This is a genomic window from Bradyrhizobium sp. JYMT SZCCT0180, from assembly GCF_018130165.1.
GTDB lineage: Bacteria > Pseudomonadota > Alphaproteobacteria > Rhizobiales > Xanthobacteraceae > Bradyrhizobium.
This window is the reverse complement of sequence record NZ_JAFCLZ010000018.1, coordinates 170,810-197,150: the sequence shown is the minus strand read 5'-3', so window position 1 is coordinate 197,150 and position 26,341 is coordinate 170,810. Positions and strand designations below refer to the sequence as shown.

The 26,341-nt window shown below is 60.7% G+C and carries 29 protein-coding genes; 15 read left to right on the top strand and 14 right to left on the bottom strand.

Annotated features, from left to right (window positions below; translation table 11 throughout):
* Window positions 1-444 precede the first annotated feature (444 nt).
* The 3 genes from JQ641_RS25950 to JQ641_RS25940 all read left to right on the top strand — a co-directional run bounded on the left by JQ641_RS25950 (window position 445) and on the right by JQ641_RS25940 (window position 1,957).
* Window positions 445-630: a hypothetical protein gene (locus tag JQ641_RS25950; protein ID WP_192738654.1), complete on the top strand. Its 186-nt coding sequence runs from the start codon at window positions 445-447 to the stop codon at window positions 628-630.
* 311 nt (window positions 631-941) lie between these two features.
* Window positions 942-1,151 carry a hypothetical protein gene (locus JQ641_RS25945; RefSeq protein ID WP_249150675.1) on the top strand — a complete coding sequence of 70 codons (210 nt, stop codon included), beginning with the start codon at window positions 942-944 and terminating at the stop codon, window positions 1,149-1,151.
* A gap of 548 nt (window positions 1,152-1,699) precedes the next feature.
* Window positions 1,700-1,957 (top strand): hypothetical protein, encoded by a 258-nt coding sequence (locus JQ641_RS25940; RefSeq protein WP_502754992.1) that lies wholly within the window; start codon window positions 1,700-1,702, stop codon window positions 1,955-1,957.
* 10 nt (window positions 1,958-1,967) lie between these two features.
* Here the strand turns inward: JQ641_RS25940 and JQ641_RS25935 are convergent, their stop codons facing one another.
* The 6 genes from JQ641_RS25935 to JQ641_RS25915 form a co-directional block, all read right to left on the bottom strand.
* Entirely contained in the window at window positions 1,968-2,321 is a 354-nt protein-coding gene (locus tag JQ641_RS25935) for a phasin (RefSeq protein ID WP_211998713.1), read from the bottom strand.
* A gap of 582 nt (window positions 2,322-2,903) precedes the next feature.
* The gene (locus JQ641_RS25930; RefSeq protein ID WP_192738659.1) at window positions 2,904-3,101 is read right to left on the bottom strand and encodes a hypothetical protein; all 198 of its coding nucleotides are present in this window, start codon (window positions 3,099-3,101) and stop codon (window positions 2,904-2,906) included.
* A 145-nt stretch (window positions 3,102-3,246) separates the two neighbouring features.
* Window positions 3,247-4,380, bottom strand: coding sequence for an alpha-hydroxy acid oxidase (locus tag JQ641_RS25925; protein ID WP_211998712.1), 1,134 nt, complete (start codon window positions 4,378-4,380; stop codon window positions 3,247-3,249).
* 96 nt (window positions 4,381-4,476) lie between these two features.
* A complete protein-coding gene (locus JQ641_RS38520) occupies window positions 4,477-4,605 on the bottom strand; it encodes a hypothetical protein (protein ID WP_283813406.1) in 129 nt (42 codons plus the stop codon).
* A gap of 33 nt (window positions 4,606-4,638) precedes the next feature.
* The gene (locus JQ641_RS25920) at window positions 4,639-4,800 is read right to left on the bottom strand and encodes a hypothetical protein (RefSeq protein WP_211998711.1); all 162 of its coding nucleotides are present in this window, start codon (window positions 4,798-4,800) and stop codon (window positions 4,639-4,641) included.
* 52 nt (window positions 4,801-4,852) lie between these two features.
* Complete coding sequence (locus JQ641_RS25915) at window positions 4,853-5,872, bottom strand: GlxA family transcriptional regulator (protein ID WP_211998710.1); 1,020 nt, start codon at window positions 5,870-5,872, stop codon at window positions 4,853-4,855.
* Between the two features lie 62 nt (window positions 5,873-5,934).
* Here JQ641_RS25915 and JQ641_RS25910 point away from each other — a divergent pair, with 62 nt between their 5' ends.
* From JQ641_RS25910 to JQ641_RS25890, 5 genes are all read left to right on the top strand, one after another.
* A complete protein-coding gene (locus JQ641_RS25910) occupies window positions 5,935-6,645 on the top strand; it encodes a hypothetical protein (protein WP_211998709.1) in 711 nt (236 codons plus the stop codon).
* Window positions 6,645-7,937 (top strand): MFS transporter, encoded by a 1,293-nt coding sequence (locus JQ641_RS25905; protein WP_211998708.1) that lies wholly within the window; start codon window positions 6,645-6,647, stop codon window positions 7,935-7,937. Before JQ641_RS25910 ends, JQ641_RS25905 begins: the two co-directional genes overlap by 1 nt.
* Window positions 7,938-7,962: 25 nt before the next feature.
* On the top strand, window positions 7,963-8,718 hold the full coding sequence (locus tag JQ641_RS25900; protein WP_211998707.1) for a YqcI/YcgG family protein: 756 nt from the start codon (window positions 7,963-7,965) through the stop codon (window positions 8,716-8,718).
* The gene (locus JQ641_RS25895; RefSeq protein WP_211998706.1) at window positions 8,715-9,035 is read left to right on the top strand and encodes a cupin domain-containing protein; all 321 of its coding nucleotides are present in this window, start codon (window positions 8,715-8,717) and stop codon (window positions 9,033-9,035) included. Before JQ641_RS25900 ends, JQ641_RS25895 begins: the two co-directional genes overlap by 4 nt.
* Window positions 9,036-9,267: 232 nt before the next feature.
* Window positions 9,268-9,453: a hypothetical protein gene (locus JQ641_RS25890; protein ID WP_211998705.1), complete on the top strand. Its 186-nt coding sequence runs from the start codon at window positions 9,268-9,270 to the stop codon at window positions 9,451-9,453.
* Between the two features lie 120 nt (window positions 9,454-9,573).
* Here the strand turns inward: JQ641_RS25890 and JQ641_RS25885 are convergent, their stop codons facing one another.
* Window positions 9,574-10,836 carry a CaiB/BaiF CoA transferase family protein gene (locus JQ641_RS25885; RefSeq protein ID WP_211998704.1) on the bottom strand — a complete coding sequence of 421 codons (1,263 nt, stop codon included), beginning with the start codon at window positions 10,834-10,836 and terminating at the stop codon, window positions 9,574-9,576.
* 234 nt (window positions 10,837-11,070) lie between these two features.
* On the bottom strand, window positions 11,071-11,742 hold the full coding sequence (gene mddA / locus JQ641_RS25880; protein WP_249150673.1) for a methanethiol S-methyltransferase: 672 nt from the start codon (window positions 11,740-11,742) through the stop codon (window positions 11,071-11,073).
* 188 nt (window positions 11,743-11,930) lie between these two features.
* On the opposite strand from mddA, the gene JQ641_RS25875 reads away from it, so the two are divergent.
* Window positions 11,931-13,499: a winged helix-turn-helix domain-containing tetratricopeptide repeat protein gene (locus JQ641_RS25875; protein WP_211998702.1), complete on the top strand. Its 1,569-nt coding sequence runs from the start codon at window positions 11,931-11,933 to the stop codon at window positions 13,497-13,499.
* Window positions 13,500-13,502: 3 nt separating this feature from the next.
* On the opposite strand, the gene JQ641_RS25870 is transcribed toward JQ641_RS25875, so the two are convergent.
* Window positions 13,503-14,072: a DUF6456 domain-containing protein gene (locus tag JQ641_RS25870; protein WP_211998701.1), complete on the bottom strand. Its 570-nt coding sequence runs from the start codon at window positions 14,070-14,072 to the stop codon at window positions 13,503-13,505.
* Window positions 14,073-14,138: 66 nt separating this feature from the next.
* Window positions 14,139-14,669 (bottom strand): GcrA family cell cycle regulator, encoded by a 531-nt coding sequence (locus JQ641_RS25865; protein ID WP_211998700.1) that lies wholly within the window; start codon window positions 14,667-14,669, stop codon window positions 14,139-14,141.
* A 131-nt stretch (window positions 14,670-14,800) separates the two neighbouring features.
* Here JQ641_RS25865 and JQ641_RS25860 point away from each other — a divergent pair, with 131 nt between their 5' ends.
* The 3 genes from JQ641_RS25860 to JQ641_RS25850 all read left to right on the top strand — a co-directional run bounded on the left by JQ641_RS25860 (window position 14,801) and on the right by JQ641_RS25850 (window position 17,198).
* Window positions 14,801-15,418, top strand: coding sequence for a LexA family transcriptional regulator (locus tag JQ641_RS25860; RefSeq protein ID WP_211998699.1), 618 nt, complete (start codon window positions 14,801-14,803; stop codon window positions 15,416-15,418).
* A 187-nt stretch (window positions 15,419-15,605) separates the two neighbouring features.
* Window positions 15,606-15,881: a hypothetical protein gene (locus tag JQ641_RS25855; RefSeq protein WP_211998698.1), complete on the top strand. Its 276-nt coding sequence runs from the start codon at window positions 15,606-15,608 to the stop codon at window positions 15,879-15,881.
* A gap of 165 nt (window positions 15,882-16,046) precedes the next feature.
* Complete coding sequence (locus tag JQ641_RS25850) at window positions 16,047-17,198, top strand: OpgC domain-containing protein (protein WP_211998697.1); 1,152 nt, start codon at window positions 16,047-16,049, stop codon at window positions 17,196-17,198.
* Window positions 17,199-17,225: 27 nt separating this feature from the next.
* Here JQ641_RS25850 and JQ641_RS25845 read toward each other — a convergent pair whose 3' ends face one another.
* The 3 genes from JQ641_RS25845 to JQ641_RS25835 all read right to left on the bottom strand — a co-directional run bounded on the left by JQ641_RS25845 (window position 17,226) and on the right by JQ641_RS25835 (window position 20,009).
* Window positions 17,226-17,537 carry a hypothetical protein gene (locus JQ641_RS25845; RefSeq protein WP_211998696.1) on the bottom strand — a complete coding sequence of 104 codons (312 nt, stop codon included), beginning with the start codon at window positions 17,535-17,537 and terminating at the stop codon, window positions 17,226-17,228.
* Window positions 17,534-18,577: an LLM class flavin-dependent oxidoreductase gene (locus JQ641_RS25840; RefSeq protein WP_211998695.1), complete on the bottom strand. Its 1,044-nt coding sequence runs from the start codon at window positions 18,575-18,577 to the stop codon at window positions 17,534-17,536. Before JQ641_RS25840 ends, JQ641_RS25845 begins: the two co-directional genes overlap by 4 nt.
* A 130-nt stretch (window positions 18,578-18,707) precedes the next feature.
* Window positions 18,708-20,009 (bottom strand): glycoside hydrolase family 3 N-terminal domain-containing protein, encoded by a 1,302-nt coding sequence (locus JQ641_RS25835; protein WP_211998694.1) that lies wholly within the window; start codon window positions 20,007-20,009, stop codon window positions 18,708-18,710.
* 290 nt (window positions 20,010-20,299) lie between these two features.
* On the opposite strand from JQ641_RS25835, the gene JQ641_RS25830 reads away from it, so the two are divergent.
* From JQ641_RS25830 to JQ641_RS25820, 3 genes are read left to right on the top strand one after another with little or no spacing between them, the layout of a single operon-like run.
* A complete protein-coding gene (locus JQ641_RS25830) occupies window positions 20,300-21,790 on the top strand; it encodes a DUF4153 domain-containing protein (RefSeq protein WP_211998693.1) in 1,491 nt (496 codons plus the stop codon).
* A 25-nt stretch (window positions 21,791-21,815) separates the two neighbouring features.
* Window positions 21,816-22,517 (top strand): response regulator transcription factor, encoded by a 702-nt coding sequence (locus JQ641_RS25825; RefSeq protein WP_211998692.1) that lies wholly within the window; start codon window positions 21,816-21,818, stop codon window positions 22,515-22,517.
* Window positions 22,514-24,106: an ATP-binding protein gene (locus JQ641_RS25820; protein ID WP_211998691.1), complete on the top strand. Its 1,593-nt coding sequence runs from the start codon at window positions 22,514-22,516 to the stop codon at window positions 24,104-24,106. The genes JQ641_RS25825 and JQ641_RS25820 overlap by 4 nt, the downstream gene beginning before the upstream one ends.
* Here JQ641_RS25820 and JQ641_RS25815 read toward each other — a convergent pair.
* Window positions 24,103-25,335, bottom strand: coding sequence for an acetyl-CoA C-acetyltransferase (locus tag JQ641_RS25815; RefSeq protein ID WP_211998690.1), 1,233 nt, complete (start codon window positions 25,333-25,335; stop codon window positions 24,103-24,105). The two genes, JQ641_RS25820 and JQ641_RS25815, sit on opposite strands and share 4 nt — an antisense overlap.
* Window positions 25,336-26,341: the final 1,006 nt, after the last annotated feature.

Sequence of the window (26,341 nt, the reverse complement as noted above, 5' to 3'; positions counted from 1 at the left end):
GGCGCGCCCGCGACGCCTCAGGCGACGGGCGTTGGGAGTTGGGGCGTCGTGACAAGCGGCCGCCGTCCGATTGGAAACTTTCAATAGAAAAAGCCCGCGGCGGATTGCTCCGCCCGGGCTCTGCATGATTGTCGCGATCGTGAAAATCTGCCGGTGATTTGCCCGACGTGTCAAATGTTTTTCGGACCGTCGACAAATTACCGAAAATGCGATGCAACAGGTTGGATAATTTGAAACTTCCCCGCGGATAGCATCGCTGCAAATGAAAAAGCCCGCGGCCGATTTACCGGCGCGAGCTTTACGATATCGGCGATGATGAAGATGTGCCGCTGATTTGCCCGACGCGTCAAGCGCAAAAAATTGGTTCGGTACATCGACATTCAAATGGAAACATTGGGCGCAGGGCACCGGCCAACGCTCAATCAGATCGCAAGGAGGCCGTTGATGTATTTCGTCGCTACCGTGCTCGCGATCCTGTCGGGCCTGTTCTATGCAGCAAGCCATAACGAGATCGGCTCGCTCGGCGTCACGATGTGCCAGTACGGCAGTTCGTTTTGTGCCAACCCGCTTCTCGTCCTGGTGGGAGCGGGGCTTGCTGCCGTATGGGGCGCGTTCGTCAGCGTACGCTGATGCGCCGGTCACGAGCCTGATTTCGCGATGATGATTTTCTGCCCCTGATTTGCCCGACGTGTCAAACGCGAAATCAGGATCGCCGCATCAGACCTCGCGGCTTCTTGCGAGCTGCCCGAACGACTGTTCGTCAACGGCATCGGCTATCGGTACCTCCTGAGCGAACCCGCCGCAGCCCTTGCAAGGCAGCATCGAGCCATTCGTGTTTCACGCCATTCTGCATGGGAAGCATGCAGATCACAGGCCATTTTCCGTAATCTCCCGGATTGATCGCAGCGGCAAAGAATTGTCCCTCATGATATTGACCCAGCATGGGGCAGATCGTGATTTACAAGGGCGTGGAATACAGCGTCACGGCCACCGGCGAGCCAGATATCTGGCAATGGCGATTTCAGATCGGCGGGCAGACCGTGGCCGGCAAGACCAGGACGCGGCTGATTCACATGGCGGAGCGTCGTGTTCACATGAGAATTGATGCTGCCCTCAGGATTTCGCACGGCGAGAACCAACCCGCCGACTAGAGCCTCCGTTCCGATGGAATCGGAACGGGGCTCCAGATTCTTGTTTTGACGCGTTTTCTTCACGTGAACCGGTGTCCACTTCGCTGGAAAACGCTCTAGTTATCCCCGGACCGCAAGGGGTTTGCCGGCTGCACGGGCTTCGGCCCCGGCGCATCAGGCTCCAGTCGCGGCTTGGGTTCGGTCGGCATCACCGTTGCGCCAGCCGCCCGGGCGGCGTCGCCTGTGGTGCTGTAATGAGCTTCCGCGGCCGTTTGCACCTTGGGCTTATTCCTTGGGCCGTAATCAGCGATCAACATGCTGAACCCGCCTATACACGCGACTGCAATCGCGACCGCCAAAGGTGCTCCGCCGCGGCGTGTCGCATGGTTTTCCTTCGAATGATTGTCCGCCATTTCAGAAACCTGGATTGATTGCTGTGTTGGAATCAAATCCCGGGGCTGACGATTGTTCCGCCGTCAGACCGTCGCGGAACCGTGGCGGAACAAATCGCCTGGTCGCGCATTTCCAGCATGCTGAATAGATTTCGAAGTTTAAAGTGAGTGTCGACCGTGAGCATCGAGACACCTCCACCGCTACAGCCCAGCATGGCCGAACGCGCGATCGACACCGCGACCGATGTATCGCGCACGATCACGGATGTATCTGCAGCGCTTCAGGCCGCGGTCGATCGTCTAGCCGAGGCGATCGCAACGGCACGGCAACCCGGCAAGCCGCTATCCACCGTCAGCGCCATTACCCGGGAAGCGCCCCTCGCGAGTCTGTTCGTTGCGTTCCTGTTCGGAGTCGCGATAGCGCGCCGGCGGTAGCGGCTGCCGTTCAGAACTTGCCTTTGCTCGCGTCCTTGGCGGCCGACATGACACCACCGCTGATCTGTCTCATATGCTCGCCGGCATTGGTGAACTGGCTTCGCAGGAATTCGGACTGAATCCGCATCGCTTCCTGGAGGTCGGTCGCATGAACCAGCTTTCGGGCGTGCTCGAAGGCTGCCTTCATGTTCTGCTCGGTGAACGATAGCGCCTGCTTCGAAATCTCCGTCCCTGGCCCCGGCATCGACGTCATCGACTTGCCGGCGGCATCGAAGAACATGCCGAACGCCTTTTCTGCCTGATCGATGGTTTTCTCGGCCAGATCGCGCAGCTCGGCCGGAACTTCGAGTTTCGGTTCAATCATGATCGCCTCTCCAATGTCGTCTCTGGGAGGTTAGCATAGTTCAGGGCGGCGTCTGCGCCGTATTGGCCGGCGCCGCACTTCCCGGGGATGCATCCAGGCGCTTCCGAAAGGGAATTATTTCCTTTCCCGGCCCGTAGCGATACGGGCTAGCGTACCCGATTCCAATCATGTCAACAGTGTGGCATAGTGATTCGGGGGCTCGAGTTCGACGGTTTGTGGCGTTGCGTCGCTCTCGGGAACATGGGGAACAAATGCTGCAAACATTCCGGCCAACGCCAACCTGCACGCGCTTTCAAACCAGCATAGAAATGCCCTGCATCAAATGCGGCGCGCAAATGAGGCTGGCCATGATCGAGCCACGCGATCAAAGCTACGATGTGCTGACCTATCGATGCACGCCTTGCGACTCGGGCGAGAGCTTCTTGAAGGCCCGCTAAAGCGTTTTCGAGCGAAGTGGCTACCGGTTCGCGTAGCAATCAAGTTTGCGCAGATTGCGTAGACTTATCTGCGGTAGAAAACGCGACAAAAAAAGAATCTAGAGCTTCGGTTCTGATTCAATCAGGACCGAAGCTCTAGATCGGGTCACAGCACGGCTGCCCCTGCCTCCGTCAGCACCGGCCCCTCGTCTCGTATCTCGATCAGACCGAGTTCGGTCAGCACGTGCAGATCTTCGTCGCTGACAGGCGACATTTTCAGCCGGCGGGCCTGAATGTCCCGCAGCGTCCAGCGAAGGCCAATAGCCTTTTCGAGGCTGAGTTCAGCGAAAGGATTGTCCACCATTCCCTTCGACTATTGGTAGATTTCGATCAGATTTTGTCTGCATCACGGCAGCTTCTTGCGCGCACCGACTCAGCTCATGCCGACAATCAGCGCCTACCTTGCTGAGAATGGCGTTCAAGACCTGACGAGAGGTAACGCCGTGTGCTCAGTACCGGTAAGGCTCAATATCAAGCAGCGGGAATGCACTGAACGCGCTCGGCAGGTTGGTCGGCATCGCCGCTTGCAGATAGGATTTGTCGAGCTCCGCAAGACTGGTGACGCCGAGCAATCCGAGGCACCGGATCACTTCATCCTCCAGCAATTCAAGCATCCGGGTGATGCCGGCTTCGCCCGCGGCGGCGAGCGCCCAGCATTGCAGGCGGCCGATGCCGACGAGATCGGCACCCGAGGCGATCGCCTTCACAATGTCGGTGCCGCGGCAGAACGAGCCGTCGACCATGATCTTGGCGCGGCCGGCAACGGCGTCCACGATTTCGGGCAGCACATGCATCGAGCCGCGGCCGTGGTCGAGTTGGCGTCCGCCGTGGTTCGACACATAGATCCAGTCCACCCCATGATCGAGCGCAATCGCGGCATCTTCCGCGGTGGCGATGCCCTTGAGCACCAGCGGGATCTTATACTTGTCCTTGATCAGCTTCACGGTCCGCCATTCCAGCCCCTTCTGGAAGTCGCCACCGGTAGCGCGGATGCGGCTTTCGCGGACATAGCGCTTGGCGATATCGCGTTCGCGCCGGCTGTAATGGGCGGTGTCGACCGTCAGGCAAAACGCGGCATAGCCGTTTTCGATCGTGCGGCTGACGGTATCTTCGACAAAGGCATCGTCGCCGCGAACGTAAAGCTGAAAGATGCGCAGCGCATCGGGCGCTGCTTTTGCCGTAGCCTCAAGCCCCGGCTCGGAGACCGAACTGAGCATGTGGGCCGCACCGAACGTCCCAACTCCCCGCGCCACCGCAGCACCCGAATCGGGATCGAAAATCTCCAGCGCACCGACGGGCGCGATCATCACCGGCAGGCGCAACTTGCGGCCGAACAGTTCGGTCGACGCGTCGACCCTGGCGACATTGCGCAGGACCCGCGGCCGGAATGCGATCTCGTCGAGCGCCATGCGATTGCGGCGCATGGTCGTCTCGGTCTCCGAGGCCCCGACGATATAGTCCCAGGCGTTCTGGTTCAGCCGGGCCCGCGCCTTGCGCACGAATTCATGGAGATTCTGGAATTCTTCGCCGCTGGCGCCGAGTTCGACGTTCCTCGTCGGCCGGATGGGGGTCCCATCATTCATGCTGTTTCTCTCCCGTTTTGGCGGCACATTAGCCGCAGACAAAAGGGAAAAGCTACCGCTTTGAACGGGTTAATCCGGTGCTGGAACGGGAGGCTGCTATTCGCTGGCGAGGTACATCGGCTTGGAATGGAAAATTCCCGCGCCCGAAACCTGGGAGGCAATCAGGAATGCCGCCATCACGGCCGGTACGCTGATGAATCGCAGGAATTGATCAATTGAAAGCATGCTCATCGTCCCCAAGGTGCTTGTGAGGCGCGTTCAATCCGCCCCTCGCGTCGTCTGCTGATCGCCCATGAAAAGCCGGTCGGTATAGGCCGCCCCGGAAACCGTGAGCAGCGCAAGAATCGAAATGACGGCCAGCGTTTTCATGTCGTCACGGTCGATTTGGATTGTGGCCAAAAACGTCAGAGCTTGGCGCATTTTGGGGACCAACACAGGGGAACTTCGTGGCCGGTGGCCCCCGCGGCGCCGCTCAACCGCCCGAAAAACGGCTTCTGTACTCGGTGGGCGATACGCCGAGGTGCCGCAGGAACGCGCGGCGCATGCGTTCGTCATCGCCGAACCCCGCGCGTTTGGCGACCTCGATCACGCCGCCGACCTGCCTGCTTTCCAGCAACAGACGTGCGGTTTCCACCCGCAGCGCTTCGACACCGCTCGCCGGCGTCATCCCGGTGCGGCTGGCATAGGTGCGAGCAAAAGTCCGAGGCGTCATCCCGGCCTTCGCGGCGAGTGTTTCGACCCTGAGATCGCTTGCGATATTCTCGATGATCCAGGCGTGCAACGCGCTGAACCGCCCTTCGACGTCGGAGGCTTGCGCCGCGAGCACGGTGGAGAATTGGCTCTGGCCGCCGGGCCGCTTGAGAAACACCACCAGCCTTCGCGCAACGTCGAGCGCGGTGGTGTGGCCGAAATCCTCCTCGATCATGGCGAGCGCCAGATCGATGCCGGCGCTGACGCCAGCCGATGACCAGACCCGCCCGTCCTTGACGAAGATCGCGTTCGGCTCGACGCGGATGCTGGGGAAGCTGTCCTGCAGCCTCGGGCAATAGCGCCAATGGGTCGCGGCGCGCTTTCCGTCCAGCGCGCCGGTCCAGGCCAGCGCAAAAGCCCCGAGACACACCGATGCCACCCGACGCGCCGTGGGCAGCGTCTGCGAGATCCATTGCATCAGCCGGACGTCGTCGCGGATATCCCAAATTCCGGGCCCGCCCGGGATCACCAGCGTATCGACCTGATGCGGCCGGACGCTTTCGATCGCGGCGGTATCCACCATCATCCCGACGTCTGTCGGCACCAACCCGCCCGAGGCTGACAGATAGGACAAGGAATAACCCGGACCGGGCAACTCGATCGCCGCCAACTCCGCGAACACCTGCGCCGGACCGGAGATATCCAGCAGGGTCACGCCCGGAAAGGCGACGATCGCGATACGTCGCGTCGACGGCGTTTCACGCGGTCCGGAGCGTCGGGGTTTGGCAGATTTCGAGGGCATATTGTCCTTTAAGCCATTCGAGGCTCGCCTGTATAGCTCAGGGGCGTAACTGGAGTTCGGCGATGACGCGAAATCTGGGCAGCCGGTATCAGGCGATCAAATCGCCCTGGACAGACTACGCAGTCTACAGCTTTCCGGATGCATCAAGCGTTGCAGCCTCCGACCGCCAACCGCTGATGGACGCGATGAACGGCATCATCGCCGTCAACTGGAAAGCCAGCGAGCCGCATTGGACGGCGGACGCCTCCCCGTTCGACAGCAAGTTCAGCCTCATTCTGGTTTTTAGCAGCTCAGGACTGGCCGCGTTTTCAGTCTATCGCGTGCTGAACATCTCCAGTGGACTTGCAATCTATCGCAGCGGAACCGAGGTGCTGCCCGCCCATCAGGGCCGCGGGCTCTACGGATTTTTCACCTCGGAAGTCCTGAGATGCTCTGGTGCCGCCGAGAAGGGTGACAGCGTGCTCTATGGATGGCGGACGCGAAATCCCATCGTATGGGCCGCCAATGCCAAGATCTGCGAGAAGGTTACCCCCTCGCTGCTTGGGGACACACAGGATCCCGCACTGCAAGCGGCCTGCATTGAGATGTGCTCCTCGCTGTACCCCGGCAAACTGCTGGAACTGCCCGGCATGATCATGCGTGGCGCCTACGGCCACATTAAGCACCACCGGCAGAACTATCATGGCGCGGCGTCGCTGGTCGACGCCGCGATGTCCCGTGTGATTCCCGATACGGCCGACGCCCTGTTCTCGGTCGGATACGCGAGGGTATGATGTCGATACCCGGACAACAGGCCATGGTCGCACCGGTCTCGCGGTTCACCGATCGCGCCTATCTGGCCTGGGCAGCGGTGGCCATCGCCTACGCCATCGCGTTCCTGCAGCGCGTGTCGCCGCAATCGGTCAGCCTGAACCTCATGCACGACTTCAGCACCGACGCCGCCGGCGTCGCGATGCTCGCCTCCAGCTACTTCTGGGGCTACACGCTGATGCAGATTCCGGCGGGTCTTCTGGTCGACCGTTACGGCGTCAAGCGCGTGGTGCTGTTCAGCATGGTGGCATCATCGCTGGGGAGCGCTGCGTTTGCGCTGGCGCCGAACATGCTCGACGTTTTTGCGGCGCGCCTCGTCATCGCTTGCGGCGACGCGCTGGTATTCACGGCGCTGTTGAAGCTCGTGGCGCAGAGCTTCAGCGACGAGCGGTTTGGCGTGATGTCGGGCATCTCGCAAGTATCCGGCTACGTCGGCGGTGTCATCGCGACGACGCCGCTTGCGGCCGCGGTAACCGGCTTCGGCTGGCGCGCGTGTTTCCTGTTCATCGCCGCCGTCGGATTGGCCAACCTTGCCTTCGCCAAGGTCGTGCTGAAGCCTGATCCGGTGTCGCGCAGCAACAAGACGTTGAAGGGCGTCGTTGTGGCCGCCGGACAATCTCTGACCCAGCTCGCCAACTGGGGCTGCGCCATGACTTTTGCCTCCCACTTCGCCGTCGTGACGACACTGTCGGGCGTCTGGGGCATTCCGATGGTGGCGCATTTCTTCAATATCTCGCCGACGGCGGCCGCCACTCCCCTGCTCGCCTTCATGATCGGTAACGCGGTCGGCTCGATCTTTCTCGGTCACATGGCTGACCGCGCAGCAGCCGCGCTCGACACCGCGCTGATCCGCATCTGCGTGCTGCGGATGGTGCTGATTGCAATGCTGCTGCCGCCGATCGCACAGGCGTTCGGCCTGATCTACGTGACCTTCGTGTTTACGGCGCTCGGACTTGTCGCCGGCGGGACGGTGCCCCTGGTGCTGAAATGCACCAAGAAACTATACACCACCGACCTGATCGGCGTCGGCGCGTCCGTGAACACGACGGCCGCGGGAATTTTCGCCGGCGCCGCGCAGCCCGTCATCGGCTTCGCCATGATTGCCGCCAGTCCGCTTGCCGCCAGCGGCGGCATGCAAGGCGCTGCCGCGATCGGCGACGCCGGTTACAGCATGCTGATCGGAATCCTGCTGCTCATGTCGCTGCCGGGTATCGCCGGGCCGTTATTGATGAGGACCAAATTGATAGTTCGCTAGACGTATTGAACGTAGAGGGGGCGTTATGGAGCGTTTGTTTTTGAGAAAAGAGGAAGTCGCTTCGAAGTATGCGGTGAGCAGTTGGCAAAGCGTCATGTTCTCCGAATTCGAAGCCCAGATGAGCAGCGAAGCGAGACCTTTTCCCTGTGTTTTCGGCGTGACCGGCCATCGGCAGGACCAGTTGCGTTATCTGTTCCTCGATCCCTACGACGTCGAGATTCTGGGGGTCCAACTCGCACAGTACGTCTCCGAGTCCAGATCCTACGGTCCCAACACTTCGTTGATCGTATTCACCCGGCCTCGCCCGGTGCAGACGCTTGACGCCTATTACCGCAAGATGTGGCTGACGCTCGACCAGCTGGCGCGGCTCGACAAGAGTCCATGGCCGGCAGAGATCCCCGAACAGATCGATCATCCAATGTGGGAGTTCTCATTCGCCGGAGAGCCAATTTTTGTGGTGTGCACGACGCCGGCACACGTGATGCGGCAAAGCCGCCGGTCGAGCGCCTTCATGCTCACCTTCCAGCCACGATGGGTGTTCGAGAAGATCCTCGGTAGCGAAAAGGCCACCAACGCCGCGTTCGCCGAAGTACGCAAGCGGCTCATTCCCTACGACAATGCAAGCCCCTCACCGCATCTTGGCCGTTACGGTGCGGCCGACGGGCGCGAGTACCAGCAATACTTCCTGCATGACGACAACGAATCCGGAGGAGGCTGTCCCTTCGCCAAGCTCGCGCAGAGCAAACCGTCTCAAATCGAAGACAAGGAGCAAGCGGCATGACCCAAATCATCGCAAGTCAGAAAACCGAGTTCGCTATCGATCCCGTCATCCTGAACCTGCTCCCCGAGCAAGGCAGCATCGAATTGCAGCATGACGCCGCGGGCAAGGTGCATCGCTTTCACACCCATCCGGTCGATGAAATCCTCGTGATCATTAGCGGCCGGCTCAATTTCATGTGGGATGGCGGCGAGCGCATCGTCGGCGCCGGCGATACCATCCACCTGCCCGCCGGCACACTCCACCAATCCGAAGCGCTGGAGGGCGGCGCTGTCTACGCGATCGCGACCCGTCCGCCCGCCCATCAAGCGAACAATTGAAGCAAGGCGCGTGCAATGGGGGTCAAGACAATGAGGGATCGTTAGACAAGGGGTCCGTCGCCACCCGTTCGACCAGCTCGATGATTTCGGAACGCTGACCGGACGGAAGTTTCACGAAGCCTTCAACAGTCGCAGGCTTTCGATCGTTTCGCTCGATGGAGCTCCGAGTTTCTTCTGCAGCTCTGCAACATAAGTGGGATTTTTCATCTCGCACCTTAGAAGAGGAACAGGAATGGCATATCCAGGTAAACGTGAGGGCTTGGCCCAGAAAGTAGATATTGCCGCGCAAGAAGCCGAACGGCTCGGCCTGACGACGGCGACCCTGATACTTCGCATGGCTCGCCTGGAAATCGATCGCGCGGAGCCGGAACAGGTTGCAACTATGCCGAAAAACAACCTGCGTAGCAAGCCGAACTGAACGGCCGAAACGGCCCGATTCGGCGCGTCGAAGGGTCGGCGGGAAATGTGCGGTGCCGGGACCGGTCCGAATGGATCAGCCCCCGCACCGGAAGCACGATTGGAAACGAAAGACGGCCGGTCAGCCGGTATTACCAGTCTTTCCGAAAGCCCCCGCCTCGGCCAAATCAGCGATACGGCGGTCATCGTATCCAAGCGTCTTGCGCAGCACTTCCTTGGTGTGCTCGCCGAGCAGCGGCGCTGCGACCGGATCGATCGTGGGCGTGAGGCTCATATTGAGCGGCGTTTCGATGTTGGGCACTGAACCAGCGGTCGGATGCGGGATGTGACTGAGGCGATCGCGGTCGCGCACTTCCGGCGCGTTGAAGCCCTCTTCCACGGTGCGCAGATAGCCGACCGGTATGTTCGCCTTTTTCATCTTCGCCATCCAGTTCTCGAGCCGGTCGCTGGCAAAGACGCCGGCAATGATGGCGCGCAGCTTTTCCTTGTTGGCCGTTCGGTTTTTCCGGTGAGCGAACTCAGGGTCGGTCACGAGGTCGGGCCGTTCCAGCACTTCGGTCACAAGGCGGCGGTACAGCCGGTCGTTGGCACAGGCCATATAGAGCGGCCCGTCGGCGGCCTGATACACGCCGACCGTCGGTGAGCCGTTCGGTGAATTACCGAAACGACCAGGGTTCTCGCCGCTGATCAGGTAGGCCATGCCATAAAAGCCGGTCATCGCTACCGCGGTGTCGATCAACGCCACCTCAACCTGCTGGCCACGGCCGAGCCGGTCGCGCGCGATCAGAGCCAGCAAAATCGCGTTGCACGCCGACATTCCCGTCGCCATGTCCACGATCGGCGGGCCGGTTCGTACCGGCTGAGCATCCGGAAAGCCATTCAGCGACATGAAGCCGCTTTCGGCCTGTGTGATCGGATCGAACCCGGGGCGCAAGGCGAGCTCTCCCTTGCGGCCATAGGCCGAGATCGAGCAATAGACCAGTCGCGGATTGCTCGGAACGACCGACGCATAGTCGAGGCCGAACTTCTTCATCACGCCGCCAGAGAAATTTTCCACCACGACGTCCGCTTTCGCGATCAGTTCGCGCGCGACCTCCAGCGCCGCCGGGTTGGTGAAATCCAGCGCAATTCCGCGCTTGTTGCGGTTGAGACTGAGAAAGGCCGCACTCTCGCCGCCGATTTCCGCATGTTCATAATGACGCGTGTCGTCGCCGCCATCCGGATTTTCGATCTTGATCACCTCGGCGCCAAAGTCGGCCAGCGTTTGCGTACAGGCGGGCCCTGCGACAACACGGGTGAAATCGACGACCAGCAGACCATCGAGGGCGGTCGGTTCGCCCGTGGCGCGCGGCGTGCGCTCCGGCAATTGCGGTCTGGCGGTCATGTCGGGCATTTCCTCGTGTTATTCTGCCTGGCGGAACAGATAGTCGCCGCCGCGAAGGTGTTTCAAGGCTTTTACCGGAAGCCCGCAGCCAACGCCAAACCCCGAATTTGCAGGGCGGGACCTGCCTCTCACATAGCTCTCTCCCAAAAAGCGAACGCCGCCCGATTCAGGACTACCTAGGGATCGAGCGGCGTGACGCTTCATGTTCGCCACGTCGTTCCCGTTATGGAAAGCTCATTCCCTCACGCCGACGAGGCCGCGCTCTTCGAGCAATATCCCGATGAAGATGTAGGCCGTGGTCACCGCCGCGAACAACAGATGTCCGACGCTCATGGTGGGCGCCGCCCAGAACGCGATGATGAAGCCGAGATAGATCGGATGCCGCACGAAATTGTAGAGCAGCGGCGCCCGGAAGGTCGGTGGCGGCATCTGCCGATCGGTCAGGTGGTTGGTGACCTGATGCAGTCCGAATAATTCGAAATGATTGATCGGGAATGCGCTGGTAAACACCACCACCCAGCCGATAAATGATAATATGGCGATCGTTGCGGCCATTTCGGGCTCTTCGATCTGCCAGACGACGGCCGGAATCGGCCGCCATTGCCAGAACATCAGAAGCAACGTCAGGCTGGCAAACAGAACATAGCTGCTTCGCTCGAACGGTTTCGGAATAAACTGCGTCCACCATCGCTTAAGGCCTTTACGCGCCATCACGCCGTGTTGAATGGCAAACATCGACAGCAACGCGAGATTGACGGCGATTGCTTCGAAAACGGGCGAATTCGCGCCGGTATCGATGGCCTTCGGCACGACCAGGTCCGATACGAACCCGATCGCATACAAAATCGTGAAGACAAATGTGAAATAGGCCACAGCGCCGAACAGAAATGCAGTGAATTTGAGCATTCGATTTGTCGGCATGACTGAGCCAATGGCTCGGGCTTCGGACATGAAACTAACTCCGTGGAGAGCAATGGGGTCGCGACTTCGGTTCTTGCAGAATGACTGAAGAGCGCCGACAAGACTTTGCCGGACGCTTGATCTCTCCATGAGATGGACTTGATTGTTTGTTGAGAATGGATGCGACAACGCACGTGAAATTCGACTTCGACAAGTACGCTCTGGACACCAATCTTCGCGAGTTGCGCCGCGACGGCGAACTGGTTGCGATGCAGCCGCAAGTGTTCGACTTGCTGGTTCATCTGTTGAAGCATCGCGATCACGTCGTCAGCCGGAACGATCTCATCGCGCTGGTTTGGGGCGGTCGGACCGTGTCGGACTCAACGCTCGACAGCCGCATCAACGCCGCCCGAAACGCCATCGGCGATCGCGGCAAGGAGCAACGGCTGATCCGGACAATTCCGCGAAAGGGTCTTCGTTTCGTGGGAGCCGTGAACGAGCACGTGAATGGCGTTCATCCGCCCCCCGAGCCGGCCGAAGCAGCTTCCGAACCGGCCCCCCGGCCATTGCCGTTACCGGATCGACCGGCGATTGCCGTATTGCCGTTCGACAACATGAGCGGCGACCAGGAACAGGAATACTTCTCTGACGGGATCAGCGAAGACATCATCACCGCGTTGTCGAAATTGCGTTGGTTCTTCGTCATCGCCCGCAACTCGTCGTTTTCCTACAAGGGCAAGGCGGTGCATCTGAAGCAGGTCGCCGCCGAACTGGGGGTGCGCTACGTCCTCGAAGGCAGCGTGCGCAAGAGCGGCGATCGCGTGCGCATCACCGCGCAACTCAACGACACTGCGACCGGCAGCCACCTCTGGGCAGAGCATTACGACCGCGATCTGGTCGACGTATTCGCCGTGCAGGACGAGATCACCGATGCCATCGTCGCGGCGATCGAGCCGCAGATCTATGCCGCCGAAAACTTCCGCAGCCGGCGCAAACCACCGAACAGCGTGGACGCGTGGGACCTTGTCATGCGGGCGCTGTCGCATCATTGGCGCGTGACGCGGACGGACAGCGCCGCCGCTCAGACGCTCCTGGAACAGGCGATTGCGATCGATCCGAATTACGGCCAGGCGCTGGCCCTGATCGCGACCAACCACATGTTCGGCGTGCATCTGGGCTGGGCGGACATTACGACCGTGGCCTCCATCGCCGAGCGCGCGGCGCTCGCAGCCATCGCTGCCGACAGCGAGGATGCGTGGGCGCATACCGCGCTCGCCAGCGTCTATTTCTCCACGCGTCGCCTCGATCACGCGCTGGCCGAATTCGAGCTGGCGTTACAGCTCAACCCGAACTTCTCACTGGCGCAAGGATACTACGCGCTGGCGCTGTCTTATTGCGGGCGGTGGCAGGACTCCTATGCGGCCGCGCAGCGCGCCATCCGCCAGAGCCCGCGCGACCCTTCGTCCGCCATCTACTACGGCGTCGCCGCCTATGCCCAGTTCGTCGGCAGGAACTATTCTGAAGCGATCTCGCTCGCCCGCGAAGCGACCCGCCAGCGCGGCGATCTCAGCGGCGCCTACCGGGTGCTGACGGTGGCCGCGGGCATGGCCGGGAAGATCGACGTCGCCAAAGCTGCGCTCGGGGAGCTGCGGCGGACCCAGCCCAACATATCGCTGGCCTGGATTGCGACGCAGCTGCCCTGGAGGCTCGACGCGGATCGAGAGCATTATTTGGAGGGTTTCCGCCGCGCTGGGCTGGAATAACCTTCATCGCGGGGGCGTTTTTGCCGGATCGGCAGTCGCGAACCCGTAGATCAGCGCCAGCCGGTCGAGGCATTCGCAGAACCGGCGTGCGAAATAGTCCTTCCAGCGCTGCGTGCGCAGTCCCCGCCGCTGCCCGACCTGCTCCATGGTCAAGCCATGAACCAGGACGTCATGCACCAGCGCCGAACCATCGGCACCGAGTTCGCGCTCGGCGCGATTGAGCCGCAGCACGGCCTTGCGCTGCCCCTCCGTGATCGGCTCCCGCATCTGCCCGCCATCCACGTACTCCCTGGTCGGATCGACCGCGCGCGGGCCGCGTTCGGCCCTCTCCCAATCGCTCTGAAAGGCTCGCCCGCCCTGGTACTGCGCCTCGTCGATCTGGCGATGCGTATGCAGGCGGGCAAGCGGATCGTTGCGGATGGAGCGCAGGGTAACGATCTTCTCACCCGGCTCCAGCGCCAGGGGATTGTCGACCTCGACGGTCGCGACCTCGGCATTGCGTGGCAAATCCCGGGATTTCCGGTCATGTGCCTTTGCAGGGTTATAGGGCTTGTTCCGTTTGGCTCTCGGCATGTCGGATGATCTCCTTTCAAGAACGATGGGGTTTGGATTGCGCCCGGAAGAACCTGGCGTTGCCGTTCATGCCGTCTCGACCAGCTTGAGCAAGACGGTGCACGCCGTACGTTCCGACGGCGTGCCGGGGCCGCGACTCAGATGAAAGTGCGGTGTGCAGTAACTCGAGCCGGGCCGGCCTGGATGACCGCAGAAGGTGATGGCTTCGCCCTCTTCGTCCCCACCGTAAGGGTAGCGGCAATTGCCGCGTTCCAGTTCGATCAGGGAAAGATGGAGCGGTTCGGTCTCCACGCAGCGCAGCCTGACCGGCTTCGTCCCCCTAAACGGTGGCATCGGCCATGGAAACCTGGGCGAAGTCGACTTTACCAGATGAATTTCGCTCGGCCGACTTAACCGCGGCTGCCCGCATGGGGACGATTCGGTCCGATCGTTCCAGGCGAGCCCCATCCGCCTGGCACGGCTCAGCACGGCATTGCGCGAGTAAGCTGTGTTGAATTTCCTGTTGATAGCTGCCGCGATCCTGGCAAAGGACAAACGCAGGGCAAAAAGCTCCCGCAGCGCGCCCGAGTGCTCGGGCGCCCAGTCTGTTGGTTCCATTAGCGAATTTCCTGTTTCTTTGAACGTCGCCCGACGCCTCCATCTATTTCCGATATTCCGAACGAAAAGTCAAGCTTGATTTCTGGTTATCGTAACTGCTAGTGTTTCCGAAATTCGGGAAAGGAAGAACCATGCTGGACGTCAAAATGATCGAACGGGCACTTGAGAGGACAGGCAAAAGCAAGGGGGGCCTCGCGGAGGCCATGGGGGTCCGTGCGGGCGCAGTCTCGGAAATCCTGTCCGGGATACGCCTGATCAAGGCGTCCGAGATCGCACCGATCACGGAGTATCTCGGGCTGAATTCGGTGCCGATCATGGGCCGGGTCGGCGCCGGCGCAACGATCGAGCCGGAGCATGAACAGGTGCCGCCGGAAGGCCTCGGCGAGGTCGAACTGCCCTTCCCGATGGCCGAAGAGACCATCGCCTTTGAAGTTGCAGGCGATTCCATGCTGCCAAAGTACGAAAATGGCGACGTTATCGTGGTTTTCCGCGAGCAGCGCCATCCGCTGTCGAGCTTCTACGGCGAAGAGGCTGTCGTGCGCCTGAAGACCGGCGAGCGCTATTTGAAGACGATCGAGCGAGGAAAGTCCTCACCTCTGGTCAATCTCAAGAGCTTCAACGCCAAGCCGATCACGGGCGTGAAACTCGAATGGATCGGCGAGATCTGCGTCACCCTGCCGCGGGGCCAGATCGAACGCCTGCGCACTAAGGCAGCTGCGAAGACACGCAAGACCGGGAAGGCAAAATAGCGGACGGGATGCCGGAGAAAGGCAAGCGATTCGGCAGGTAAAGCCATCAAGTGATTCGGCCGACCGGCCGCCGGGAACAGTCCGCGCTCCGACTTGATTGCTGATTTACCGAATTTTCGCTTGACTTTTTCCGGTTTTCAGCAATACTGCGGTCATCCGTTCCCGGGTGACTGACAGATTGCCAAATATGCAGTATTTCGTCGTGATGATCGATTACGGCCGTCGCGGCCGTGAAGCCATTGTCGATCCTGAAATTACCCGGCGCGAGGTCATCTCGCGGATTGCGTCGGGTGAATACAGGAACGTCAGTTTTATCCATGAAATCGTCGATTCCGCCGTCGAGGACATAACCGCCGACATTCTGAACGAAGCCGCGCTTCCCGACATTGGCACGGCAAGCGTCGATCTGCAGGCCGACCAATTCGACCACCGACGCGACCTGCGAAAACATGAAACCGTCTGAACTCGCGCACCCCTATTTCGTCGTCAAAATAACGTGATCATTAACGGGCTTTGATCGCCGCCGGCTTCCTTAAATATTCTTCACGCAAAGTCTACTCGGCCGGCGCAGACAATTGCGCTACATAGGCGATTCGATTTTCTCCGGCTTGCAAAGTTCTTACGCTCCATGTTTCCGTCAATGAAGGCCGAGATTGCCGCACGCGACGGCGATCCGCGGCTCAGTCTGCTGCTTGGTATCGCCGCCTGGTTCTTATTTCTGGATCACATCCCGCATAACGCGGTCAGCGTGTTGACCCTGCGGAATTTCGGATTCAGCGGCGCAACCGACCTGTTCGTGTTTGTCGGCGGCTATACCGCCGCAATCCTCTATGGAAAAATGATGCTGGAGCGCGGTTTCCTGGTCACCGCTACCCGCATTTTCAGGCGTGTATGGCAGCTATACGCCGCCTATGTCGTCCTGTTCGTGATCTATATCGACCTGATCGGATACGTCGCCAGGAAATCGGCGGCGCCCGAAATCATCCACGAATTCAATGTCGCCGGGATCCTCGGCCACACGATCCGGACATTGATTTACGGCCTGCTGCTCCAGGCCAAACCGCTCAACCTCGATGTGCTGCAGCTCTTCATCGTTCTGATGGCATTCTTTCCGGTCGTATTGTTCGGAATGTTGCGCCGGCCGAACCTGACGGCAGCCGGGTCGATTGTCCTTTACCTCGCCGCTCGCAAATTCGACTGGAATCTATCCTCATTTCCAGACGGGCACTGGTACTTCAATCCGTTCTCCTGGCAGTTGGTGTTCGTGCTCGGCGCCTGGTTCGCGTTGGGCAGCGCAAGGCAAATGCGGGCGATTCGTTCGCTCCAGGATCTTTCGATCCTGCGCATACTGGCTTTGCTCTATCTCTTGTTCGCGTTGATCGTGACCGTAGCGGGAAACCTGCCGCAGTTGGCTGGAATCGTTCCCCACGCCGTGTTCAATCTCTTCCTTCCAAATGAGAAGGAAAATCTGGCCCCTTACAGGGTACTTCATTTCCTCACCCTTGCCTTCCTCTTCTCGTTCGCGGTCCCGAGAGACTGGCATGGATTTCAACGGCCAGCCCTGCGGCCGATCGTGAAGTGCGGGGAAGAATGGTTGCCTGTCTTCTGCGCCGGCGTCTTCCTTTCCTTTGCAGGGCATTTCTTCCTGATCACGGGTCCGAATTCGCTCGCGATGCATTTCCTGGTCAGCATCGTTGGAATCGCGATCATGGCGGGCGTTGCCTATTACGCGTCGTGGTCCAAGCGGCAGGACTACAAACCTGCGCTCAGCACTCGTTAGTGAGCGAGGCTGCGGTCCGCGAAACCGCTACGGCGCGTATTCGATGTGGGCGCGGATCGAATGGTTGACCTGATCGATCCAGCCGAACTTCTGCACCGCTGCGATCATGTTCGACAGGCCATCCTGCCACCACGCCTCGTATCTGAGCGAAGGCCAATCGCGCAAGACCCGCTCCGAAATCCAGGCATGCTCGCGATCGCTGCGCAACGCCACGCTGCCGAGCAGCTTCTCCTGCACGGTGGCATCCATCGCCCCTTCGATGCGGACCGAGAATGCCTTGAAATTTCCGGGGTCATCGATTTCGACGGATCGGCTCGATGCAATAACGCGAATGATCATCCTTGGTGTTCCCAGGTGGTCTGCGTCACGCGCTCCCGCGCCACGGGCAGCATCTCGCGGGCAAAGATGCCAGCGGATTGCAATACCTCCTGTTGGCTGAGGTTGCCGAACGAAAACTGGCTGATGAAGTAGTTGGCGCCCGCCTCCTCGGTCATCGTTCTGACCTGCTCCCGGATCGTGCCCCGTGATCCCGCAATCGCACCGCCGTTTTGTACCATCGTATCGAAGTCCTCGGGCAGCCGGGCGAAACGCGGCTGCGTACCGTGCTTCTTCCAGAGCTTCATGAAGCTGCTGTAGAAGTCCGGCCAGGCGCGGCGACCGAGCGCCATCGCCTCCCGGTCGCTGTCGGCCGCCACCACAAAACGGTTGATCCCGAGCAGCGGCAGCTGATCCGGCGAATTGCCCGCCGCAGCCCATTCGGCGCGAAAGCGGTCGGTAATCTCACGTACCCGCGGCAAGGGCCCGCCGCACACGATGTTGATCCTGTTTTGCGCCGGCCAGACCGCGCCCTCGGGCACCGGGACCGCGTACCATAGCGGCGGGTGCGGAAGCTGCGCCGGCTTCATGTCGATCGGCACGTTCGTGAACTGATAATGCTTGCCCTGAAAATTCACCTCGGCCTGCGTCAGCGCCTGCATGATGACGGTGTAGGCCTCGACATACATCGCCTGTGCCCGGTCCGGATCGACGCCAAAATAATGCAGCTCATGCGGCGAAGCGCCCCGGCCGATCCCGACCTCGATCCGGCCCCGGCTCAGATGATCCAGCATGCAGATTTCTTCGGCCAGCCGCAGCGGATGGTGCGCCGGCAATACGTAGACCAGCGCACCGAGGCGCAGACGCCTGGTGCGCTGCGCCGCCGCTGCAAGGAACACGCTTGGCGATGGCGCTAAATTGAGCGGTGTCGAATGGTGCTCGCTCATATGGCAGGTGCGGAATCCGGCTTGATCGTAGAACTCGATCAATTGCAGCCGATTTTCATATTGTTCGGTGAGCGGATAGGGCCCGTGATCGTTTTGATCGAAGATTCCGAACTGCATTACACCACCCCGAGGACGTCTTTTCCGGCCCGCCGCGATGGTACCTGCGGCGACGACCGGCGCGTCGTCAGATGATGTTACATGGCAAACGCAAGACCTTCCAGCACCGAGACCGCGAGGAGCGTCTCGCTCAATCCGGCGGGAACGCCCGCCTTAGCCGCGCCTCGCTGTCGCGTAGCGTTACCGGATCGAGTTTCCCTTTAGAAGATGCCTCCTTGGCGCACGCAAAGATCCGATAAAACTGCGTACCGTCGAAGGCGACCAGCAGCAGATCGACGCCGGCATTGAGCGCTTCCACCACCGCTGTGCAGACATTGTTCTGATAGATCGCGCCCATCACCAGATCGTCAGTCATGATGACGCCCTGATAATTCCACTTCTTGCGAACGATGCCGTCAACCACAAGCCGGGAATGCGACGCCGCGCGGTCGGGATCAACCGCGGTCAGCGTCACATGCCCGATCATTAGCTGCGCCCTGGAGCCCGCCAGCACATCCCGAAACGGCCGCCAGTCGGACGCTTCGAGCTCCGCCAGAGGCGTGTCGAGATCGGCACTGAAGTGATGGGTATCGGCACGAACCCGTCCCAGTCCTGGAAAGTGCTTCACGGTCGCACCGACGCCAAAGGCCTCAAGCCCATGGACATAGGACCTGGCGATGTCGGCCACGATGGCCGGGTCGTCTGAAATCGCGCGCTGGCCGATCAGCGTGTTGAAATCGAACCGGTTACGCTTCGCGTCGGGTCGCAAATCCAGCACCGGCGCCAAATTGAGGTTGACGCCAAGCGTCGCCAGTTCCTTTCCGTGCGTTCGCCCGAAGGCCTCCGCTTTCTCCTTGCGAGCATCCGGCGGAAGCCTCGCCAGCGTCGAGAGCGCAGGCAATTTGGTCAAGGGCGGCGACAGATGCGAGACGATGCCGCCTTCCTGGTCCGCGGCGACAATCAATGGCGGCAGCCCGGCGGAACGTCGTTTTTCCTGAAGCGCCGAGATTTCAGATTTCAGCGTCTCCGGTGCTCTTCGTACATTGTGTTTGGTGATGTAGATGCCGGCGATCAAGCCCTTCTCGGCCAGCGCCGCCACTTCGGGGAATGATGAATACCCTACCATGAAATGCTGGCCGAGGCTACGCGCCTGCGCGACGTCGGTCTGCAGAACGTTTCGCTTGCGCAACTCGAACGAAGCTTGTGCGCACAGCATTGCTAGTGACGGCAGACACCACAGCAGCACCAGCAATTTTCCTGCGATCCCGCGCTTGCGCCAATACCCACATCGAATCAGGAGAATGAGAGCAGCAACGCTCACCACGACAAGAACGATGTTACCCGTACCACGCAGCGCAATCAGATAAGGATCGTTCTTGTTCGCCGCGACGAAAATGAAAGCCAGCCCCGCGAACCAGACCAGGCCGACGCCGATACGTTTGATGATTTGCATGAAGGACGATGCTGTGTGCGTGTGTGACAGGCGAGATCATCGCCGTATCAAACTTGTTATTGCTGCGCGAGCGCATAAGCGCCGTTGCACAGAAACTGCATAAGAATCCTGAAGTCTTGCAGGCAGCCTTCCCGGCATTTGCACAATGGCCGCGCATAGCTCGTCTTGCAAACCGGTGACGATCTTCGAATGCCCATTCCCCCACGTTTAGCCAATGATGGTTGGTGGCTCTGTGAACATCCCTCGACGGCGCTGGTCTGCAGTTTTCCCTCCAGACAGGCAGCGTAACGATGGTTGAATTCTCCACGCCGGCACCCCAGGCGGGCTCCATTCAGGAAAATGCTTTCCCAATCAAGCCGGCCATTGCCGTGCCCCTCGCGGCATTGGCCGATTGGCTGTTCTATGGTCAGCGAACCGGAATATCCGCTGTTATCTTCGCCGTCGCACTAACCGGCGGCGCGCTGCTTGCCAATTTCACCAGGCTGAACAAAGCGAAGGTCCTGCTTGCCGGCCTCCTTGTGCTCGCCGCCCTCATCCCGGCCATCGAGGAATTCAATGCCGCCTCACTCTTCTTCATTGTCCTGGCACTCGGCGTTGGCCTCTCGCTAACGACGGATCGCAAACTCGCCGGTGTTGGCGAACAAGTCTCCGCGCTCTCTGAACTTTATCTGGTCGGCCCGTTCAGATTGCTCCGGGACACCATCAGCGCATTCAATCTCCCGGCGCTGACGGCAGGTTTCACCGTGTGGTTCATTCCGGTGGTCCTCAGCGGCATTTTCGCAGTTCTGTTCGTATCGGCCAACCCGCTGCTTGAGAAATGGATCAGCCTGCTGAACCCCGGCAGCGCCACCTCCTATATCAGCCTGGGACGGGCGCTGTTTTGGGCGGCCGCTCTGTCGCTGGTTTGGCCCTTTATCCACGTCCGGTGGCGCCGCAAGTCCGACGTGCCGGCCGATTTGGCCGTGGCAACAACCGAGGAGCAGGAGAAGCCAGTTCATGACATCGACTTTTTCGGTGCGGCGACCATCCTGCGTTCGCTGATCCTGTTCAATTTGCTGTTTGCGGTTCAAACCGCCCTGGACGTGTTCTTTCTCTGGGGCAACGCAACGCTGCCGGCCGACATCAGCTATGCGGCCTATGCGCATCGCGGCGCCTATCCCCTGATCCTCACCGCGTTGCTGGCTGCGGGATTCGTGCTCATCGCAATGAGACCCGGCGGCCCGGCCGAGCAGTCGAAGGTGATCCGGCCGCTCGTCTATCTCTGGGTCGCGCAGAACGTCCTGCTGGTTGCGTCGTCCATCCTGCGGCTCGATCTCTATGTGCAGACTTACCTGCTGACCTGGTGGCGTATCGCAGCCTTCATCTGGATGCTGCTTGTCGCGTTCGGACTGTTGCTCATCGTTGCCCGCATCAGGCTCAATCGTTCGAACGATTGGCTGATCCGCGCGAACCTCATCACTTTGACCGCAACGCTCTATGTTTGCTCGCTGGTCAATTTCCCTGCCATCATCGCAAATTACAATGTCGATCATAGCCGCGAGGTCTCGGGCAAGGGTCTCACGGTCGACATCAACTATCTGTTTCACCTCGGCCCTCAGGCCTTGCCGGCCATCAACAGGGTGATTGCCCTCCGTAGCTTCGATCCAAACCTTGTTTTCCGCCGCAACTACCTTGTAGAACAGCATCGCAATGATGTGGCTTCCTGGCGCGCCTGGGGTTTTCGGAGCTGGCGGCTCCAGCGTACACTGGACGCCCAACAGAAGAGTTCGACCGCAAGTTGACGACGACCTTTGTCCGGAGAGACGTTTGACACACCGTATCCTCATCGTCGATGACGACCTGCATATTCGCGAAGTCATCCGGGTCGCGCTCCGGAAGGCCGGGATGACGGTGTTCGAGGCGCGGGACGGCAAGGAAGCCTTGACCCGCTTCGCCGCCGACCGGCCGGACCTCATGATTCTCGATATCGGCATGCCGGAGTTCGATGGGTTGGATGTCTGCCGGGAGATCCGTAAGTCCTCGGACGTTCCGATCCTGTTTCTTTCGGCACGCGACGAAGAGATCGACCGTGTGCTGGGCCTCGAGATCGGTGGCGACGATTACGTCACCAAGCCTTTCAGCCCACGCGAACTCGTCGCGCGGGTGAACGTCATCCTGCGCCGGACCTCCTTGCGCGGGTCGGACACAAAGGCGACGGCGGCGCTTTCCCAGGGCGGGCTGCTGGTCGATCCGGAACAGCATGTTGCGGCGTTCGCCGGGACACCGCTTCGCCTGACCGCCATCGAATTCGGAATCCTCAGGGCTTTTCTGACCAGGCCGTCGGTGGTCTTCAGCCGCGAGCAGATCATGAATGCCGCCTATCAGCTCAACATCCAGGTGTCGGACCGCACCATCGACAGCCACATTCGCAATATTCGCGCCAAGCTCGCCGCGGTGAATTGCGACAATGTCATCGAGACCATCCACGGCGTTGGCTTCAAGCTCGGCCGATGCGAACCGCACGCATGACATCACGGGCCGGCGAGAAATGGCGGCCGTCGGTCGGAATGATCATTTTTGCCGCGTTGGCTGCCGTGGCCGCATTGCCTCTGGTCGGACTGTTCTTCTTTCGGCTCTATGACAACCAGCTCATTCACCAGACCCAGGCCGAGCTGATTGCCCAAAGCCGGGTATTGGCTGCGGTCTATGCGCGAGACGTGGAAGCCCGCCTCAGTGCCGGAGTTGTCCTTGGCGCTCAACTCCCGCCCGAAGCACGTCCCGTGTCAGACGACAAGATGACGCCAATCCGGCCGGCGCTCGACCTTGCCGCCGGCGCCGACCTGCTGCGGCGGCGGCCCGACGCACTTCCAGCCAGTGCGCCCGCATCTCAGGCCTATGTCGAGATCGGTGCCCAGCTGATGCCGATCATCCTGGAAACGCAGAAGGTCACGCTGGCGGGATTCCGGATCCTCGATCCCCGCGGCGTCGTGATCGCCGGCCGCAACGAAGTCGGCCAATCGCTGGCGCATATCGAGGAGGTGGCGACGGCGCTGCAGGGCCAGTATCGCGCCGCGTTGCGGATCAGGGTCCCCGACAAGCCTCCGCCGCCGATCTACTCGATCAGCCGCGGCGTCGGCGTTCACGTGTTCTCGGCCATGCCCGTGGTCGTCAACAACCGCGTTGCCGGCGTCGTCTATCTATCTAGGACGCCGAGCAACATCTTCGACCATCTCTATCAGGAGCGCGGCAAGTTCATTCTTGCGGGCTTCGCCGTCATCTTCGCCACTGTGATCATTGGCCTGGTATTTTCCCGCACCATCACCCGGCCGATGCGCGAACTGGTCGATCGCGCCGCCCGTATCAGCCGCGGCGACCGCGACGCCTTTCAGCCGCTGGCGCATTACGGCACCCGCGAATTCTCCCAGCTGTCGCACAGCTTTCTCGATATGGCCGAGCAATTGTCGCGCCGATCGGATTACATCGCGACCTTCTCGTCGCATCTCACCCACGAGCTGAAGTCGCCGCTGACCTCGATCAAGGGCGCCGCAGAACTCCTGCTGGATTCGCTGCAGAGCAAGACCGGCAATCTCACACTGACGGAGCAGAAGACTTTCGTATCGAACATTCTGGGCGACACCGAGCGCCTGGAAGCCATGACGCAGCGGCTGCGCGAACTGGCGCGCGCCGAGACCACGCCGCAGAACGAGCACACCGAATTAAGCCAGGTCATCAGCGGACTGAAGAGCCGTTTTCCCAGCCGCACAATCGACGCCACCGGCTGCCTCGAACGTTCGATCGGCATGTCCAATGAGAAGGCGCTCATCGTTCTTTCGCATCTGACCGACAACGCCATTCGTCACAACGCCGGGAATGTGAGGCTGGACGCGGTCGATGAAGGCGCCACGGTCAAGATGACCGTGAGCAACGACGGAGACCCGATATCGGAACCCAACCGGGAGAAGATATTCGACGCGTTCTTCACCACCCGCCGCGATACTGGCGGCACCGGAATGGGACTCGCGATCGTCCAGGCCGTGATGGCAAGTCACGGCGGATCGATCCGGCTTTTGCCATCCGACAAGGGCGTCGCGTTCGAGCTGCAGTTTCCCGTAGCTTAGATCCGCTCGATGATGATCGCCGGCGCCATGCCACCGGCGGCGCACATCGTCACCAGGCCACGCCTGAGATCGCGCCGCTCGAGTTCGTCGAGAACGGTACCGATCAGGATCGAGCCGGTCGCGCCGATGGGATGACCGAGCGCGATCGAACCGCCATTGACGTTGACCTTGTCGCGGTCGAGCTTGAGGTCGCGGATGAATTTTTCGGCGACGACGGCGAAGGCCTCATTGATTTCGAACAGGTCGATATCATCGAGCGTGAGGCCGGCCTTGGCCAACACCTTGCGCGCCGCCGGCACCGGCGCATTCAGCATCAAGGTCGGGGAGTCTCCCATGTTCGCCATCGCAACCACGCGCGCCCGCGGCTTCAGGCCATGCGCCTTGGCATAATTCGGCGACGCCAGCAAAATGGCCGCCGAGCCGTCGACGACGCCGGAGGAATTGCCGGCGTGGTGCATGAAGTTGATGTCGAGATCGGGGTACTTGTCCAGAATGAGATTACGATAGGTCGTGCCCTTGTCGTCGAGCGGATAGTCCGCGACCGCGGTAAAGGCTGGCTTCAATCCGGCAAGGCCTTCCAGCGTCGTCTGCGGGCGCGGATATTCCTCGCGGTCCAGCGCAAGGCTGCCGTCCTCGCGGTGAACCGGCACGAGGCTCTTGACGAAATGACCGCCCTTGATGGCGGCAGCCGCCCGCTTCTGGCTCTCCAGACCGAGTTCATCGACGTCCTGCCGCGAAATACCCTCCAGCGTCGCCACGGCATCGGCGCAGACGCCCTGATGCGACTGCGGGTGCCGGGCGCGCAGACGAAGATTGCCATTGTCCATCATGAACGGCCCCTCGCCGCGGCGGCCCTCCATCGACATCATCTCGGTGCCACCGGCGATCACGAGATCCTCGGAGCCCGCCATGATGGCATTGGCCGCCATGTTGACGCTGGTGATGCCGGAACCACAGAACCGGTCCAGCGTGACGCCGCTGGCGCGCACGTCATAGCCGGCATCCAGCGCCGACATCCGGCCGAGATCGCCGCTCTGCGCTCCGCGTTGGGAACTGGTGCCCCAGATGATGTCGTCGACATCAGCGGTATTGATCCCGGTGCGATCGGCCAGCGCTCGCAATACCGTGGCGCCGAGTTGCTGTGGATGGATACCCGCGAGCGCACCCTTGCCGGCCTTGCCAATGCCACGCGGTGTCCTGCAGGCGTCGATGATCAGCGCGTCAACCATGGTGCTTTCCTCGCGGTTATTGGTTGGCTGCATTTGCAGCCGGTTAAGCCTTGGAGTCAATTCCCCGACGTGCCGGGCTGCTCTGCAACACGTTATGATACTTTCCGCGCTACGGGCATTTGGTACGCCGCGACCTCTCCACGTCATTGCGCAGCGAAGCAATCCATAACTCGGCAAAACGGATAGCTGGATTGCTTCGCTTCGCTCGCAATGACGGGGATGGTACAGCGCCAACCAATGGTGTCGTCCTCCGCGAAAGCGGGGGACCCAGTACGCCGCGGCTTCTCGATTCAATCATTGGCGCCTCTGGAATACTGGGTCACCCGCCCCCCGTGCGCAATTGCGCACTCGGGCGGGTGACGACAGTTGAATATGTGTTCACGATCTCGCGACGCATTGCGCCCGAGCTTTGCAAGTAACTTCCTTGCCCTCTCATCAAGAGGGCGCAGGGAAGACCGGGTGCGCGCTGCACCCGCGGTCTCGTGTGCGGTTAGCACAAAACAAAGTGCACACGAGCATACAGGGCAGCGGAGAACACCCGGCCTTCCCTGCGCAATGGCTTTACGGCTTATGCCGTGATCTCCCCGGAGACGAGTTCTTGGTTGACTCCGTCGCTGCCGTTCGCGCTTGCGCTTCTCCGACAGCTTGACGCCTGCAACGGGTGCCAGGACCACACGGTTTTGCCGTACGCTTATTCACGCCATCGTCGAGACGTAAACCAGCGTCCACCGCAACCCGCCCAACGTCCGTGACGACGGCCGACGCCCTTCTGAGTAGGACGGGATGGCCAAAGATAGCACCTGATTTGGCCTTCTGCAAAAGCGAAATTTGCCCGACGGGCCAATTTGTCGCATCTCCATCGTCATTCCGGGGCTCGCGAAGCGAGAGCCCGGAATGACGGAGACAGGTACGCAGCGATATCCGGGATTCTTCTCAAAGTTACCCGGATATCGCTGCGCTCATCCGGGCTACGGGCCGCTCTACCGAGCCCGCAGTTCGTAGGGTG

Bases quoted from the DNA above. Each gene is read 5' to 3' on its own strand.
- JQ641_RS25905 (WP_211998708.1), top strand. From the start codon at position 6,645: ATGTCGATACCCGGACAACAGGCCATGGTCGCACCGGTCTCGCGGTTC.
- JQ641_RS25835 (WP_211998694.1), bottom strand. From the start codon at position 20,009: ATGCAAATCATCAAACGTATCGGCGTCGGCCTGGTCTGGTTCGCGGGG.
- JQ641_RS25865 (WP_211998700.1), bottom strand. From the start codon at position 14,669: ATGGAACCAACAGACTGGGCGCCCGAGCACTCGGGCGCGCTGCGGGAG.
- JQ641_RS25890 (WP_211998705.1), top strand. From the start codon at position 9,268: ATGGCATATCCAGGTAAACGTGAGGGCTTGGCCCAGAAAGTAGATATT.
- mddA (WP_249150673.1), bottom strand. From the start codon at position 11,742: ATGCTCAAATTCACTGCATTTCTGTTCGGCGCTGTGGCCTATTTCACA.
- JQ641_RS25885 (WP_211998704.1), bottom strand. From the start codon at position 10,836: ATGACCGCCAGACCGCAATTGCCGGAGCGCACGCCGCGCGCCACGGGC.
- JQ641_RS25820 (WP_211998691.1), top strand. From the start codon at position 22,514: ATGACATCACGGGCCGGCGAGAAATGGCGGCCGTCGGTCGGAATGATC.
- JQ641_RS25935 (WP_211998713.1), bottom strand. From the start codon at position 2,321: ATGATTGAACCGAAACTCGAAGTTCCGGCCGAGCTGCGCGATCTGGCC.
- JQ641_RS25830 (WP_211998693.1), top strand. From the start codon at position 20,300: ATGGTTGAATTCTCCACGCCGGCACCCCAGGCGGGCTCCATTCAGGAA.
- JQ641_RS25910 (WP_211998709.1), top strand. From the start codon at position 5,935: ATGACGCGAAATCTGGGCAGCCGGTATCAGGCGATCAAATCGCCCTGG.
- JQ641_RS25840 (WP_211998695.1), bottom strand. From the start codon at position 18,577: ATGCAGTTCGGAATCTTCGATCAAAACGATCACGGGCCCTATCCGCTC.
- JQ641_RS25815 (WP_211998690.1), bottom strand. From the start codon at position 25,335: ATGGTTGACGCGCTGATCATCGACGCCTGCAGGACACCGCGTGGCATT.
- JQ641_RS25915 (WP_211998710.1), bottom strand. From the start codon at position 5,872: ATGCCCTCGAAATCTGCCAAACCCCGACGCTCCGGACCGCGTGAAACG.
- JQ641_RS25855 (WP_211998698.1), top strand. From the start codon at position 15,606: ATGCAGTATTTCGTCGTGATGATCGATTACGGCCGTCGCGGCCGTGAA.
- JQ641_RS25850 (WP_211998697.1), top strand. From the start codon at position 16,047: ATGTTTCCGTCAATGAAGGCCGAGATTGCCGCACGCGACGGCGATCCG.
- JQ641_RS25925 (WP_211998712.1), bottom strand. From the start codon at position 4,380: ATGAATGATGGGACCCCCATCCGGCCGACGAGGAACGTCGAACTCGGC.
- JQ641_RS25895 (WP_211998706.1), top strand. From the start codon at position 8,715: ATGACCCAAATCATCGCAAGTCAGAAAACCGAGTTCGCTATCGATCCC.
- JQ641_RS38520 (WP_283813406.1), bottom strand. From the start codon at position 4,605: ATGCTTTCAATTGATCAATTCCTGCGATTCATCAGCGTACCGGCCGTG.
- JQ641_RS25920 (WP_211998711.1), bottom strand. From the start codon at position 4,800: ATGCGCCAAGCTCTGACGTTTTTGGCCACAATCCAAATCGACCGTGAC.
- JQ641_RS25845 (WP_211998696.1), bottom strand. From the start codon at position 17,537: ATGATCATTCGCGTTATTGCATCGAGCCGATCCGTCGAAATCGATGAC.
- JQ641_RS25860 (WP_211998699.1), top strand. From the start codon at position 14,801: ATGCTGGACGTCAAAATGATCGAACGGGCACTTGAGAGGACAGGCAAA.
- JQ641_RS25950 (WP_192738654.1), top strand. From the start codon at position 445: ATGTATTTCGTCGCTACCGTGCTCGCGATCCTGTCGGGCCTGTTCTAT.
- JQ641_RS25900 (WP_211998707.1), top strand. From the start codon at position 7,963: ATGGAGCGTTTGTTTTTGAGAAAAGAGGAAGTCGCTTCGAAGTATGCG.
- JQ641_RS25930 (WP_192738659.1), bottom strand. From the start codon at position 3,101: ATGGTGGACAATCCTTTCGCTGAACTCAGCCTCGAAAAGGCTATTGGC.
- JQ641_RS25945 (WP_249150675.1), top strand. From the start codon at position 942: ATGGGGCAGATCGTGATTTACAAGGGCGTGGAATACAGCGTCACGGCC.
- JQ641_RS25870 (WP_211998701.1), bottom strand. From the start codon at position 14,072: ATGCCGAGAGCCAAACGGAACAAGCCCTATAACCCTGCAAAGGCACAT.